Below are 13,938 nucleotides of genomic sequence, written 5' to 3'. Positions count from 1 at the left end.
GCTCCGGCCGCCAGCGAGGCCCGCATTCCCTGACCCTCAGTCATCACCGCAGGTGCCCCCGGGCACCGGCGTCTTCTGCTGGAGTAACGACGTTGAGCGCGACCGGATGGATCAGAGAGCGGTTCACCGGGCCGACCCCGGGACCCGCTCCAGGCGTGACCGGCACCTGGCCGAGGACGGCGCTCGCGCTGCCCTTCATCGGCATGGCGCTGATCGTCGCCCTCGACTACGTCAGCAACACCGAGGTGACGGTCGAACCGGCCCTCACCGCCGTCCCCGCGCTGGCCGCCGTGGTCAGCCACCGCACCTGGTACCCGCTCGCCATCGGCCTGTTCACCGAGGCGGTGGCCTTCCTGATGGCCTTGCGCAGCGACACGCTCGACCAGTCCGTGCACACCGCCAGCGTCTTCGCGATCCTGCTGGTCGCCGCGATCGGCTGGGTCAGCGCCACCCTTCGGCTGCGCCAGGAGCGGGCGCTGGCCGACGCCCAACTCGTCGCCTCGATCGCCCGCCGGGTGCTGCTGCGGCCCGTCCCCGAGCGGGTCGGCACCGTCCGGGCGGCCGTCCACTACGAGGCCGCCGCCGCGCACGCCAGGATCGGCGGCGACCTGTACGAGGTGGTCAACACCCGGCACGGCGTCCGGGCCGTGGTCGGCGACGTCCGCGGCAAGGGCCTCGGCGCGGTCGAGACGGCCGCCGCCGTCCTCGGGGCCTTCCGCGAGGCCGCGCACCAGGAGCCCGCGCTGGACCGGGTCGCCGGCTGGCTGGCCGTCAGCCTCGACCGGGCCCTGCACGAGAACGACCACCCGGGAGTGGAGGAGGAGTTCGTCACCCTGGTGCTGATCGGCGTCGGAGCGGACGGCACCGCCGAACTGGTCAACTGCGGCCACCCCGCCCCGCTGCTGCTGCGCGGCGAGGACGTCCGGCCGCTCGAACTCGCCGAGACCGTACCGCCGCTGGGCGTCCTCGACCCGGCCGACGTCCGGCCGCCGGTGCACCGGGTGCCGCTGCGGCCCGGCGACCGGGTCCTGCTGTTCACCGACGGGGTGATCGAGGCCCGCGACCGCTCCGGCACCTTCTACCCGCTCGCCGAACGCCTCCCGCGCTGCGCCGACGGCCGCCCGGCGGACGTCCTGCAGCGCCTGCACGAGGACGTGGTGCGCCACGTCGGCCGCCAACTCGGCGACGACGCGGCCATGCTGCTCCTCCAGTACGAGCCACCCCCGGCCATCGGGGCCCAACTCCCGCACCAGAACGGCGTCCTGACCCACACCACCCAGAGCTAGGCCCTGGAGCCCGCCGGCCTCAGAGGCCGACCTCCACCAGCAGCGGCCGGTGGTCCGACACCGCCGCGCGCGGCGCCGCCGCCGGGCCGACCGCGGCGCGCGGCACGCCGATCGCCAGCACGTGGTCGAACTGCACCGCCGGGCGGTGCGAGGGGTACGTCGGGGTGCGGGCCAGGTCGTGCCAGCCCTGCAGGCGGGCGCGGGGCTCGCGCACCCGGCGCCGGCGCGGCTCGGCCAGCGCCGGCCGGGCCCGCCGGGCCGCCCGCAGCTCCCGTACCCGCACCCGCGCCCGGGGTGCGGTGCGCTCCAGCGCGGTCGCCCCGCCGAGGACGGTTCGGGGCACCGCGCCGATCAGGTTGAAGTCGCCCAGCACCAGGTACGGCTGCGGCAGGTCCGCGATCCACCGCCGGATGCCGGCCAGCTGCGCCATGTTCCAGCCGGGGACGAAGGACAGGTGCGCCGCCACCACGGTGAACGGGCCGTGCTCGCCCTCCAGTACGGCCGCCAGCGCCGCCCGCGGCTCGTCCGGCACCGGGGTGAGCCCGCGCCGGCCGGCCACCCGCAGCGGCAGTCCGAACGGCGCCGGGGCGAACCGGCGGGCCCGCCAGTGCCGCACCGGCAGCCGGGTCAGCAGCGCCGTGCCGTACGAGGGGACGGCGCCGTCGCCCACGTCGCCCGGCCCGTACACCCGCAGGCCGCCGGGCGCGGACGGCTCCGGCACCCAGCCCGCGACCGGCGCCGGGCGCCCGTGCAGGGCGGCGGCGAAACGCCAGTCGGCGGCCCCCATCGCCTTGGCCGCGACCGCGGCCTGGTCGGTGCCGCCGGAGCGGGACTGGTGGCGGTCCACCTCCTGCAGGGCCAGGACGTCGGCGTCCAGCGCGGCCACCGCCTCCGCCAGCGGCCCGCCGGCGTCGGCCGGGTAGGGCCGCGGGGCGCCGTCCGGGGCGAGCGGCTGACCGTGCAGCAGGTTGAAGGTGGCGATGCGCAACTGGCTCACACCGCACGACGGTACCCGGTCGCCGGGGGAGGAGGCGCGGCTTGAGGCCGTAGGGCATACCGGGTATACATACTCGGTATGTCCATCCGTCACGGTCTGCTCGCCCTGCTCGACCAGGGCCCGCGCTACGGCTACCAGCTGCGCACCGAGTTCGAGGCGCGCACCGGCGCCACCTGGCCGCTCAACGTCGGGCAGGTCTACACCACGCTGTCCCGGCTGGAACGGGACGGGCTGGTCGAGCCCGCCGGGGAGGACGAGGAGGGCCACCAGTTCTACGCCGTCACCGCATCGGGACGAGCCGAGCTGCGGGCCTGGTTCGACACCCCGGTGCCCCGGACCAACCCGCCGCGCGACGAACTGGCCATCAAGCTCGCCATGGCGGTCACCGTCCCCGGGGTGGACGTCACCACCGTCGTCCAGGGCCAGCGCCGGCACAGCATCAAGGCGCTCCAGGACTACACCCGGCTCAAGGGCCGCGCGCTGGCCGGGGAACCGAGGCCCGGCGTCGCGTCCTCCGCGAGCCACGACCTCGCCTGGCTGCTCGTCCTCGACCAGCTGATCTTCCAGACCGAGGCCGAGATCCGCTGGCTCGACCACTGCGAGACCCGCCTCGCCCAGCACGCGGAGGCCGAACAGGCCCGCGCCGCCGAGGCCGCCCGCGACGGCGGCGCCACGGGCGCCCCGCCCGCCCGCCGCCGCTTGCGCGCCTGAGCGCGCCCGGCCGCGGCGGCCACCCGAACCACCGACTCGGACCCGACGCCGAGCACACCACCAGCACAAGGGGGGAACCATGTCCCACACCCAACCGGCCCGGCAGACGCCGGTACTGCACCTGGAGAACGTCACCCGAGTCCATGGCCAAGGCGCCGCGCAGGTCCAAGCCCTGCGCGGCATCGACCTCAAGGTCCACCCCGGCGAGTTCGTCGCCGTCATGGGCCCGTCCGGCTCCGGGAAGTCGACGCTCCTGACCCTCGCCGGCGGACTGGACACCCCGACCGACGGCCAGGTCCTCGTCGAGGGCGTCGCCCTCGGCGGGCTCACCCGCAAGCGGCTCGCCCAGGTCCGCCGCCGCTCCGTCGGCTACGTCTTCCAGGACTACAACCTGATACCGGCCCTCACCGCTGGCGAGAACATCTCGCTGCCGCGCGAACTCGACGGCCTCTCCGCCCGCGCCGCCCGCCGCGAGGCGCTCGCCGCCCTGGAGGAACTCGGCATCCCCGAGCTCGCCGACCGCTTCCCCGACGACATGTCCGGCGGCCAGCAGCAGCGCGTCGCCATCGCCCGCGCCCTGATCGGCGACCGCCGCCTGGTCCTCGCCGATGAGCCCACCGGCGCCCTCGACTCCACCACCGGCGAGGCCGTCCTCGCCGTCCTGCGCGCCCGCTGCGACGCCGGTGCCGCCGCCATGATGGTCACCCACGAGGCCCGGCACGCCGCCTGGGCCGACCGCGTGGTCTTCCTGCGCGACGGCCGCATGGTCGACGAGAGCGTCAGCCAGGACGCCGCCAGCCTGCTCGTCACCGCCGCCACCAACAGCGTGAAGGTGGACGAGTGAAGCTCAGCGCCTGGCGGGTCGCCCTGCGCATCGCCCGCCGCGACGCCTTGCGGGCCAAGGGCCGCAGCGCCCTGGTCATCGCCATGGTCGCGCTGCCCGTTCTCGGGGTCACCGGCGCCGACGTGGTCTTCCGCAGCGCCGACCTCGAACCCGCCGAACACGTCGTGCGCGTCATGGGCCAGGCCGACGGCGAACTGGAGATGGTCGAACGCGGCGCCACCGTCCTGCAGGCGCCCGACCCCGAAAAGGGCATGACCGTCAACAGCCCCAAGTACGAGGCCAAGGACGGCGCCGCCCCCCGGTACACCCCCGTCCAGCAGCGCAGCCTCGACACCGAACCCGCCGAACTGGCGCGGCAACTGCTCCCGCCCGGCGCCACCCTCGTGCCCGAGCGGCAGGGCCCCTTCACCGCCGCCGGCAGTGCCCAGGGCCTGCTCAGCGCCCGGACCACCGAGCTGGACCTCACCGATCCGGTCTGGAAGGGCCGGGTCAACCTGGTGAAGGGCCGCGCTCCGGCCACCGACCGCGAAACCGCCGTCACCGGGGAGTTCCTCTCCCGCTCCGGCCTCAAGATCGGCGACCAGACCACCGTGCGCGGCCTGGAGGACGCCCCCTTCACCATCACCGGCGTCGTCGAGTACCCCGGCGAGCTGACGGCCACCGAGATCGTCGCCCGGCCCGGCACCCTGATCAGCAAGGTCGCCAAGCTCACGGGCGCCGGCGACGGCCGCAACGCCGGTACCGACGAGCCCACCCGCTGGCTCGTCAAGCTCCCCGCCGGCGCCACCCTCGACTGGTCCAAGGTCACCGAGCTCGGCGGCTACGGCTTCACCCTCGCCTCCCGCACCGTCCTGCTCGACCCGCCGGCCCGCGCCGACGTGCCCTACTACGTCGAGGCCGACAAGCACGGCGGCAGCAGCACCGGCTACCTCGACCGCACCTCCGTCGTCATCCTCGCCACCGTCGTCGGCATGGCCCTGCTGGAGATCGTCCTCCTCGCGGGCCCCGCCTTCGCCGTCGGGGCCCGGCGCTCCCGGCGGCAGCTCGGCCTGCTCGCCGCGGGCGGCGGTGAGCGCGCCAACGTCCGTGCCGTCGTCCTCGGCGGCGGCATCGTCCTCGGCGTCACCGGCGCCGTCGTCGGCCTCGGACTCGGCATCGGACTGGTCGCCCTGCTGCGCACCCAGGCGGAGGAGTACGCCGGCCAGCGCTTCGGCCACTTCAACCTGCAGCCGCTCGACCTGCTGGGCGTGCTCCTGGTCGGCCTGGTCACCGGCCTGCTCGCCGCCGTGGTGCCCGCCGTCCAGGCCTCCCGCCAGGACGTCGTCGCCGCGCTCACCGGGCGCGACTCGCTCAAGCCCCCGAGCCGCAAGCTCGCCCTGCTCGGTCTGCTGATGGTCGGCGGCGGCGCCGCGCTCGCCCTGCTCGGCGCCACCAGCGGCTTCGCCAGCCGCAGCCTGGCCGTCCTCGGCGGCTCGGCCGTCGCCGAACTCGGCATGGTCGCCCTGACGCCCTACCTGGTCGGGCTGTTCGGCCGGCTCGGCCGCTGGCTCTCGCTCGGCCCCCGGCTCGCCCTGCGCGACTCGGTGCGCCACCGCGGCCGCACCGCGCCCGCCGTCGCCGCCGTGATGGCCGCCGTCGCCGGCACCGTCGCGGTCAGCGTCTACACGGCCAGCTACGACGAGGAGGGCCGTCGCGAGTACGTCGCCGCGGCCCCCGCCGGCGCCGTCCTGATCGGCAGCGGCTGGCTGCCCGCCGCCGAGGGCAAGCTGCTGCCGCAGATGCGCGACGAGGTGGAGCGCAACATCCCCGCCCTCGGGCCGCGCGCCGACGTCCAGCGCGTGAACTACAAGGGCGACTGCTCCGCCGGCGGCAGCTGCGGCTACATCCGGGTCGAGCTGCCCAAGGAACTGCGCTGCCCCGTCGTCGACAACGACGACCTCGGTTCCGCCGAGACCGAGCGCCTCCTCACCACCGACCCGCGCTGCAAGAGCATGGGCCACCGGGGCAGCCCCTACGGCGACCTCAGCGCGGGTGACGCCACCCTGTTGCGCAACCTCTTCGGCGTCACCGACCCGGCCGCCGGCCGGGCCCTCGCCGCCGGCAAGGCCGTGGTCTTCGACGCGCGCTACCTCAAGGACGGCAAGGTCGCCGTCGAGTTGAACGATCCGTTCCAAGCGGGCGACGTGCCGTCCCCCGGCAAGCGCGGCCACACCGAGATCGCCGTCGACGCCGTCCTCGTGTCCGCGACGGTGCCGGCCAACGGCGCAGCCGTGATCAGCCCCGACACCGCCACCCGGCTCGGGCTCACCACCTCCCCGGCGGGCTCGGTCTGGCTGCCCGACGGCGCCCCCTCCGACGGCGCCCAGCAGAAGGCCAACGGGGCGCTCGCCAAGCTCACCGACCAGGACGTCCTCTCGATCGAGCGCGGCTACCAGTCCAGGGCCGATCTGATCAGCCTCGGGCTGTCGATCTTCGCCGCCGTCGTCGCCCTCGGCGCGGCCGGCATCGCCACCGGCCTCGCCGCCGCCGACTCCCAGCGCGACCTGACCACCCTCGCGGCGGTCGGCGCCGAGCCCCGGATCCGGCGCACACTGTCCGGCTTCCAGTGCGGGGTGATCGCCGCCATGGGCACCGTGCTCGGCACCGTCTGCGGGATCGTGCCGGCGGTGGCGCTGCGCAAGGTCCAGGGCGCGGCGGCCACGGTACCGGGGATGACCGCCGACGTGATCGCCAACAAGTCGGTCGTGGTCTTCCCGTGGACCACCCTCGCGATCACCGTGGTGGTGCTGCCGCTGCTCGCGGCGGGCCTGGCCGCGCTGCTCACCCGCTCGCGGATCTCGCTGCTGCGCCGCTCCGGCTGAGGTCCCCGTGCCCTCCCGTCACCCCCGTCCGCGCCCCGGTCACCGCCGGGTCGCGGCCGGGGGTGACGGAGGTTACAGCCCCGGCGGCGCCCGGCAGCCGGACGGCCCGGGCGGGCACCCGCACGGGCGAACTAAAGTCGTCCGTATGACGAGAACTCCGGACAGCGTCGTCCGCGCCTTCATCGACCAGCACCAGGCCGCCTTCCTCGCCGACCTCTCCGAGTGGCTGGCCATCCCCTCGGTCTCCGCCGACCCCGGCCGCGCCGGCGACGTGCGGCGCTCCGCCGAGTGGCTGGCCGCCAAGCTGCGCGACACCGGCTTCCCGGTGGCGGAGGTCTGGGAGACCGACGGTCTGCCGGCGGTGTTCGCCGAGTGGCCCTCCGGGGACTCGTCCGCGCCGACCGTCCTGGTCTACGGGCACCACGACGTGCAGCCGGCCGCCAAGGAGGACGGCTGGGACACCGAGCCGTTCACCCCGACCGTGGTCGGCAAGCAGCTGTTCGCCCGCGGCGCCGCCGACGACAAGGGCCAGGTGTTCTTCCACACCCTGGGCGTGCGCGCCCACCTGGCCGCCACCGGGCGCACCGCGCCGGCCGTCAACCTCAAGCTCCTGATCGAGGGCGAGGAGGAGTCCGGCTCGCCGCACTTCGCCGACCTGGTCCGGCGCGAGGCCGGGCGGCTGGCCGCCGACGTGGTGGTCATCTCGGACACCGGCATGTGGTCCGAGACCACACCGACCGTCTGCACCGGGATGCGGGGCCTGGCCGACGCCCAGATCGACCTGTACGGCCCGGACACCGACATCCACTCCGGCTCCTTCGGCGGCGCCGTCCCCAACCCGGCCGAGGTCGCCGCCGAACTGGCGGCCGCCCTGCACGACGCCGACCGGCGGGTGGACATCCCGGGCTTCTACGACGGCGTGATCGAGCTGACCGACCGCGAGCGCGAGCTGTTCGCCGAACTGCCCTTCGACGAGGCGCAGTGGCTGCGGGTCGCCAAGTCGTACGGCACCCGGGGCGAGGCCGGGTACTCGACCCTGGAGCGGGTCTGGGCCCGCCCGACCGCGGAGGTCAACGGCGTCTGGGGCGGCTACACCGGCCCCGGCGGCAAGACCATCGTGCCGTCCTCGGCGCACCTGAAGCTGTCCTTCCGGCTGGTCGCCGGGCAGGAGGTGGAGAAGGTGCGCGAGGCCGTCCGGGAGTGGGTGGCCGCGCGGGTGCCCGAGGGCGTCCGTTACGAGCTGGCCTTCCCGGGCGCGACCCGGCCCTGCCTGACCCCGCTGGACCACCCGGCGCTGCAGTCCACTGTCCGCGCCATGGGGCGGGCCTTCGGGCAGAAGATCCTCTTCACCCGCGAGGGCGGCTCCGGCCCCGCCGCCGACCTGCAGGACGTGCTCGGCGCGCCGGTGCTGTTCCTCGGTATCTCGGTGCCCTCGGACGGCTGGCACTCGGTCAACGAGAAGGTCGAGCTGGACCTGCTGGCCAAGGGCGTGGAGACCGCCGCGTACCTGTGGGGGGACCTGGCCGAGAACTTCCGGCCCGGCGCGTGAGCCCGTCCGGCCCGCCGGGGGAGCCCGCGCGAGCACACCATGGCAGTCAGATCACTCATCCGGATGATTCATCACGTGGGGATGGAACGAAGTGAGCACCGTGCCTGAGACCGAACGCCCACTGAACCTGGCACTGGCCCGGGCCGGGGTGGACCGGGCGGCCGAGCACCGGTTCGACGAGCCCTGGCTGGCGGCCGCCTGGAGCCACCCGGCCACCCGGGTGCTGCCGATCGCCGGCGGCGAGGCGTTCGTCGTCGACACCGCGCAGGGCACCGAACTCGTGCTGCTGCCCTCCTTCGAGGCGCCGCAGACCGGGGACCGGTACTTCCTGGGCACCGACGAGGACGGCGTCTCGTACTTCGCGCTGGCCGGGGACAGCCTGCCCGGGCGGCTGGACGGCGACGCCCGTCCGGCCGGGCTGCGCGAGGTCGGCGCGCTGCTGTCGGACCGGGACGCCGGACTGCTGGTGCACGCCGTCGCGCTGGAGCACTGGCACCGGCTGCACAGCTTCTGCTCGCGCTGCGGGCACCCGACCGAGAAGGCCGGTGCCGGGCACGTGCGGCGCTGCACCTCCTGCGCGGCCGAGCACTACCCGCGCACCGACCCGGCGGTGATCATGGTGATCACCGACGAGCAGGACCGCTGCCTGCTCGGCCGCCAGGCGCTGTGGCCGGAGGGCCGCTGGTCCACCCTGGCCGGCTTCGTCGAGCCGGGGGAGTCGATCGAGCAGGCGGTGGTGCGCGAGGTGCAGGAGGAGGCCGGTGTGAAGGTCGGCGAGGTGCGCTACGTCGCCAGCCAGCCCTGGCCCTTCCCGTCGAGCCTGATGCTCGGCTTCACGGGCCGGGCACTGCCGGGCGGCACGGAGATCACCGTGGACGGCGAGGAACTGGCCGAGGCGCGCTGGTTCTCCCGCGAGGAGCTGAAGGCCGGGATGGAGGCGGGGGAGATCCTGCCGCCGTCCGGGATCTCGATCGCGCGCCACCTGGTCGAGCTCTGGTACGGCGGACCGCTGCCGTCGGCGGCGCGCTGGTAATCCTGTCCGAATGGGGGCGTGCGGATTATGCCGCGCGCCCCCGTTTTTCTTTTCCATCCCCTCCCGAATCCGCCACGATCGGATGTTCGTGGCCGGACGGGCCAGTTCTGCTACCGCCGCACGCCACCCGGTATCCGCCGTCAACCCGCGCGGACGACATTGCCGGAAACGGCTGAAACCCCGCCACGGCGCTCGCTACATTCACTCGGGTGACAATCCCCCGGGGCACCGCCCAATCCCCCAAATACCAGCGCCTCGCCGCCGACCTGCGCCGCCGGATCGCCGAGGGCGAGTTCACCGCCGACGCCGCGCTGCCGGTCGAGAGCGAACTGGAACGCCAGTACGGAGTCGCCCGCAACACCGTCCGGCTCGCGGTCGACGTCCTGGTCAACGAAGGCCGCCTGGTCCGCCTCCAGGGCAAGGGCACCTACCTGCGGGAACACCCCGTCCTGGACCACCGCGCCTACGGCCCCACCCTGGCCCCCACCCCCCGGGACTGCCTGGCCCTGCCCTCCGCCGTCTACCTCGGCGAGGCCGCCGAGGCCGGCCGCGAACTCACCAGCGACTTCGAGATGATGATCGTCCGGGCCCGGGTGGACATCGCCGAACGGCTCGGACTGCGCCCCGGCGAGGCCATCGTGGTCCGCCGCCAGCTGCGCCTGCTCGACCGCGAGCCCTACTCGATCGAGGAGAGCCACTACCGGGCCGGACTCGCCGCCGGCACCCCGCTGATGGAACCCGACCCGGTCGAGGGCGGCGACGAGGCCGTCCTCAACGGACTCGGCCGCACCGAGATCGGCGCCGTCGACCACCTGGTCGCCCGGATGCCCGGCCCCGAGGAGGCCCAGTGGTTCCAGGGCGGCCCCGGCGTGCCGCTGATGGTGCAGACCCGCGTCACCTTCGACCGGCGCGGGCCCGTCCGGGTCATCGAGACCCGCTACTCCGCCGACCGCAGCCGGCTCGTCTACGGCATCGGCGACCTCGCGGCGCGCACCATCCTGCCCGCGCCCGCCGCGCCCGTCGACCCCGCCCGGGCCGACGCGCCGTGACGCGCGCCGACCCGGGCCCCGGCCGGTTCAGACCCCGAGGGCCTTCTTCACCTGCAGCAGGCTCGGGTTGGTCATCACGACCCGCTCGCCGCCGGCGTTCGGCGTCACCAGCACCGTCGGCACCGTCTGGTTGCCGCCGTTGACCGACTCGACGAAGGACGCCGACGCCGGGTCCTCCTCGATGTTGATCTCCGTGTAGCCGATCCCCTCCCGGTCCAGCTGGCTCTTGAGTCGGTTGCAGTACCCGCACCAGGTCGTGCTGTACATCGTCACGCTGCCGGACATCGAGGAGGCTCCTTCAGGAAGAGGGCGTACGGTCTCAAGGCGGGAACGCCCGCCGCGCGGCGGTCATTCCGCACGGCCACGCCCCGGCGCAGACGGCGGCGCACGAACGGACTCGCGCGCCCCGGTGCGCAGCGATCATCCTGCGATCACACCGGACCTGTGGACAACCCCACCCCCGTTGTCCCAGCGGGCTGAGAGGATGGAACGCATGCAGGAAGACCTCTTGAGCGGCAGCCCGTCCGACGGCCCCCACGGCTCCCTCTGGGCCGACCCCACCGCCGCCACGGGCCCCGACGCCGTGCTCGCCGGGCTCGACCCCGAACAGCGCGCCGTCGCCACCGCCCTGCACGGGCCCGTCTGCGTCCTGGCCGGCGCCGGCACCGGCAAGACCCGCGCCATCACCCACCGGATCGCCTACGGCGTGCGCAGCGGCGTCTACCAGCCCCAGCAGGTCCTCGCCGTCACCTTCACCGCCCGCGCCGCCGGCGAGATGCGCGGCCGGCTGCGCCAGCTCGGCGCCGACGGCGTCCAGGCCCGCACCTTCCACGCCGCCGCCCTGCGCCAGCTCCAGTACTTCTGGCCGCGCGCCGTCGGCGGGCCCGTCCCCTCGCTGCTCGAACGCAAGGTCCAGCTCGTCGCCGAGTCCGCCGGCCGCTGCGGCCTGCGCGTCCAGCGCACCGAACTGCGCGACCTCACCGCCGAGATCGAATGGGCCAAGGTCACCCAGATCGGCCCCGACGACTACCCCGCCGCCGTCCAGAAGTCCGGCCGCGAGGCCCCCCGCGACCCGGCCGAGACCGCCCAGGTCTACCGCGTCTACGAGGAGGCCAAGAGCCGCCGCGGCGTGATCGACTTCGAGGACGTCCTGCTGCTCACCGCCGCCATCCTGGAGGACCGCCCCGACATCGCCGACCAGGTCCGCGGCCAGTACCGGCACTTCACCGTCGACGAGTACCAGGACGTCTCCCCGCTCCAGCAGCGCCTCCTCGACCAGTGGACCGGCCCCGGCGGCGGCGCCAGTCTCTGCGTCGTCGGCGACGCCAGCCAGACCATCTACTCCTTCACCGGCGCCACCCCCGACTACCTGCTCAACTTCCGCACCCGCCACCCCGAGGCGACGGTCGTCAAGCTGGTCCGCGACTACCGCTCCACCCCGCAGGTCGTCCACCTCGCCAACGGGCTGCTCTCCCAGGCCCGCGGCGAGGCCGCCCGGCACCGGCTCGAACTCGTCTCCCAGCGCGAGGCCGGCCCCGAACCCGTCTACACCGAGTACGAGGACGAGCCCACCGAGGCCGAGACCACCGCCCGCCGGATCAAGGACCTGCTCGCCGCCGGCGTGCGCGCCAGCGAGATCGCCGTCCTGTTCCGCACCAACGGCCAGTCCGAGGTCTACGAACAGGCCCTCGCCGACCTCGGCGTCCCCTACCAGCTCAAGGGCGCCGAGCGGTTCTTCGAACGCCCCGAGGTCCGCGACGCCGGCGTCCTGCTGCGCGGTGCCGCCCGGGCCGCCGCCGACCCGCTCACCGCCGACGCCCCCGACCTCGCCGGCCAGGTCCGCGCCGTCCTCGCCACCCGCGGCTTCACCGCCGAACCGCCCGCCGGCTCCGGCGCCGTCCGCGACCGCTGGGAGTCCCTCGCCGCGCTCGTCCGGCTCGCCGAGGAGTTCGAGCGCACCCGCGCCGCCGCCGGCCACGGCGCCGAACTCGCCGCCTACGTCGCCGAACTCGACGCCCGGGCCGCCGCCCAGCACGCCCCCGCCGTCGAAGGCGTCACCCTCGCCTCGCTGCACGCCGCCAAGGGCCTCGAATGGGACGCCGTCTTCCTCGTCGGCCTCACCGAGGGCACCCTGCCGATCATCTACGCCAAGACCGACGAGCAGATCGAGGAGGAGCGCCGGCTCCTCTACGTCGGCGTCACCCGCGCCCGCAAGCACCTCTCGCTCTCCTGGGCGCTCAGCCGCTCCCCGGGCGGCCGCGCCAGCCGCAAGCCCAGCCGCTTCATGGACGGGCTGCGCCCGGGCTCCAGCGCGCCCGGCGCGCGCACCGGCGGGCGGAGCGGGCGCGGGGGCGTCGAGCCCGGTGAGCGCTCCGCCGGGCGGCGGGTCCGCGGGCCGGTGAAGTGCCGGGTCTGCGAGAAGGTGCTCACCGAGGCGGTCGAGCGCAAGCTGCGCCGCTGCGAGAGCTGCCCGTCCACGATGGACGAGGCGCTGTACGAGCGGCTGCGCGAGTGGCGGGCCGGGCAGGCCAGGAAGCAGGGAGCACCGGCCTACGTGGTGTTCACCGACGCGACGCTCATGGCGATCGCCGAGGACGTGCCGGCCAGTCGCCAGGAGCTGGCGGTCATCTCCGGGGTCGGTGCGCTGAAGCTGGACAAGTACGGGGCCGCCGTGCTCTCGTTGTGTGCGGGGGAGGAGCCCGTGGAGGATCCGGACGGTGTCGAGGACGGCGAGCCGGTCGATCCGGCGTGAGCCGGTCCGGGCGCGGTCCGGGCGAGTCGCCCGGGGGCCGCTCGGGGGACTTCGGAACCCGCCGCGAAAAATAGTTTGCGCGGCATACCGGGAGCGCAATAGCCTGCCGGAGCGGTCAAGGGGACGCGATCGCACGGGGTGACACCTGTGCCGAATCCCCCACACCCAACAGCTTCACCGAGACAGACATCCGAACATTCGGAGCCGGGGGAACCGGGCTCCGCGAGACGCCGAGAGGAGGCGAAGACAGTGGGAAACATCATGATCACCAAACTGACTGGCCAGACCGTTGTCGCTGCCTCCCTGCGTGCCGCCCGTCTGCGGGCGCTCGCCGAGCTCGGTGGAACCGGTCTGGGTCTCGACACCACCGGTGTCTCCGTCGTCCCCGCTGTCAGTGCCCTTGGACACACTGATCTCTGCGGCGCGGCCGGCAGGAACGTCGAAGGCACCGCTGTCGAGACCGGTCTGTCCCGCGACTGGGCGTCGTTCGGCACGTCGCGCTCCCTGCGTGATGAGCGACCGACCCAGGCACCGAAGGCACTCGTAGCCGCCGCCATGCATGGCGACTATGCGCAGGTCATCGGTGCCGGAAACGCCCAGAAGCAGAACGAGCAGCAGATTAACCAGGCCATGGCGGCCCTCGCGGGCGCCAAGGCCATCCGGATGCGGGCCTTCCGCGGGCCTGAACCCTGGAGAGAACGAACCTGAGCAAGCCTCAGGTCGGCACCTCCAGGGCCGCGGAACCCGTCACACCGGGATCCGCGGCCCTTCTGTTTTGTCCGGTACGCAAGACCACCCAGGCCCCCCGGGGCCTCCGGCCCAGACCCACCAGCCATCTGGGCCGGAACCACTGAGA

At 74.3% G+C, this 13,938-nt stretch carries 11 protein-coding genes; 9 read left to right on the top strand and 2 right to left on the bottom strand.

What is annotated here, in order from left to right:
• Positions 1-155: 155 nt before the first annotated feature.
• Entirely contained in the window at positions 156-1,286 is a 1,131-nt protein-coding gene (locus P3T27_RS09320) for a PP2C family protein-serine/threonine phosphatase (RefSeq protein ID WP_280676317.1), read from the top strand.
• A gap of 19 nt (positions 1,287-1,305) precedes the next feature.
• Here the strand turns inward: P3T27_RS09320 and P3T27_RS09315 are convergent, their stop codons facing one another.
• Entirely contained in the window at positions 1,306-2,283 is a 978-nt protein-coding gene (locus tag P3T27_RS09315) for an endonuclease/exonuclease/phosphatase family protein (protein WP_280676315.1), read from the bottom strand.
• A 78-nt stretch (positions 2,284-2,361) separates the two neighbouring features.
• On the opposite strand from P3T27_RS09315, the gene P3T27_RS09310 reads away from it, so the two are divergent.
• The 6 genes from P3T27_RS09310 (at position 2,362) to P3T27_RS09285 (ending at position 10,330) form a co-directional block, all read left to right on the top strand.
• Complete coding sequence (locus tag P3T27_RS09310; protein WP_280676313.1) at positions 2,362-2,994, top strand: PadR family transcriptional regulator; 633 nt, start codon at positions 2,362-2,364, stop codon at positions 2,992-2,994.
• 79 nt (positions 2,995-3,073) lie between these two features.
• Positions 3,074-3,838, top strand: a complete 765-nt coding sequence (locus P3T27_RS09305) for an ABC transporter ATP-binding protein (protein WP_280676311.1) — start codon at positions 3,074-3,076, stop codon at positions 3,836-3,838.
• Entirely contained in the window at positions 3,835-6,699 is a 2,865-nt protein-coding gene (locus tag P3T27_RS09300; RefSeq protein ID WP_280676309.1) for an ABC transporter permease, read from the top strand. The genes P3T27_RS09305 and P3T27_RS09300 overlap by 4 nt, the downstream gene beginning before the upstream one ends.
• Before the next feature lie 145 nt (positions 6,700-6,844).
• Positions 6,845-8,248 (top strand): dipeptidase, encoded by a 1,404-nt coding sequence (locus tag P3T27_RS09295; protein WP_280676307.1) that lies wholly within the window; start codon positions 6,845-6,847, stop codon positions 8,246-8,248.
• Between the two features lie 91 nt (positions 8,249-8,339).
• A complete protein-coding gene (gene nudC, locus P3T27_RS09290; RefSeq protein ID WP_280676305.1) occupies positions 8,340-9,281 on the top strand; it encodes an NAD(+) diphosphatase in 942 nt (313 codons plus the stop codon).
• A gap of 209 nt (positions 9,282-9,490) precedes the next feature.
• Complete coding sequence (locus P3T27_RS09285; RefSeq protein ID WP_280676303.1) at positions 9,491-10,330, top strand: GntR family transcriptional regulator; 840 nt, start codon at positions 9,491-9,493, stop codon at positions 10,328-10,330.
• A gap of 27 nt (positions 10,331-10,357) precedes the next feature.
• Here the strand turns inward: P3T27_RS09285 and P3T27_RS09280 are convergent, their stop codons facing one another.
• Positions 10,358-10,615, bottom strand: a complete 258-nt coding sequence (locus P3T27_RS09280; protein ID WP_280676301.1) for a mycoredoxin — start codon at positions 10,613-10,615, stop codon at positions 10,358-10,360.
• A 298-nt stretch (positions 10,616-10,913) separates the two neighbouring features.
• Here P3T27_RS09280 and P3T27_RS09275 point away from each other — a divergent pair, with 298 nt between their 5' ends.
• On the top strand, positions 10,914-13,082 hold the full coding sequence (locus tag P3T27_RS09275; protein ID WP_280676622.1) for an ATP-dependent DNA helicase UvrD2: 2,169 nt from the start codon (positions 10,914-10,916) through the stop codon (positions 13,080-13,082).
• Positions 13,083-13,343: 261 nt separating this feature from the next.
• Positions 13,344-13,790: a hypothetical protein gene (locus tag P3T27_RS09270; RefSeq protein WP_280676298.1), complete on the top strand. Its 447-nt coding sequence runs from the start codon at positions 13,344-13,346 to the stop codon at positions 13,788-13,790.
• The last annotated feature ends 148 nt before the right edge of the window (positions 13,791-13,938 follow it).

Origin of the sequence: Kitasatospora sp. MAA19 (assembly GCF_029894125.1) — a bacterium.
In the GTDB taxonomy this organism is placed as follows: domain Bacteria; phylum Actinomycetota; class Actinomycetes; order Streptomycetales; family Streptomycetaceae; genus Kitasatospora.
Note: the sequence above shows the minus strand (reverse complement) of the source record. Positions and strands in the feature narration are given on the sequence as shown.

Excerpts from the sequence above, each read along its gene's own strand:
- P3T27_RS09310 (WP_280676313.1), top strand. The coding sequence starts at position 2,362 with ATGTCCATCCGTCACGGTCTGCTCGCCCTGCTCGACCAGGGCCCGCGC.
- P3T27_RS09305 (WP_280676311.1), top strand. The coding sequence starts at position 3,074 with ATGTCCCACACCCAACCGGCCCGGCAGACGCCGGTACTGCACCTGGAG.
- P3T27_RS09295 (WP_280676307.1), top strand. The coding sequence starts at position 6,845 with ATGACGAGAACTCCGGACAGCGTCGTCCGCGCCTTCATCGACCAGCAC.
- P3T27_RS09280 (WP_280676301.1), bottom strand. The coding sequence starts at position 10,615 with ATGTCCGGCAGCGTGACGATGTACAGCACGACCTGGTGCGGGTACTGC.
- P3T27_RS09270 (WP_280676298.1), top strand. The coding sequence starts at position 13,344 with ATGATCACCAAACTGACTGGCCAGACCGTTGTCGCTGCCTCCCTGCGT.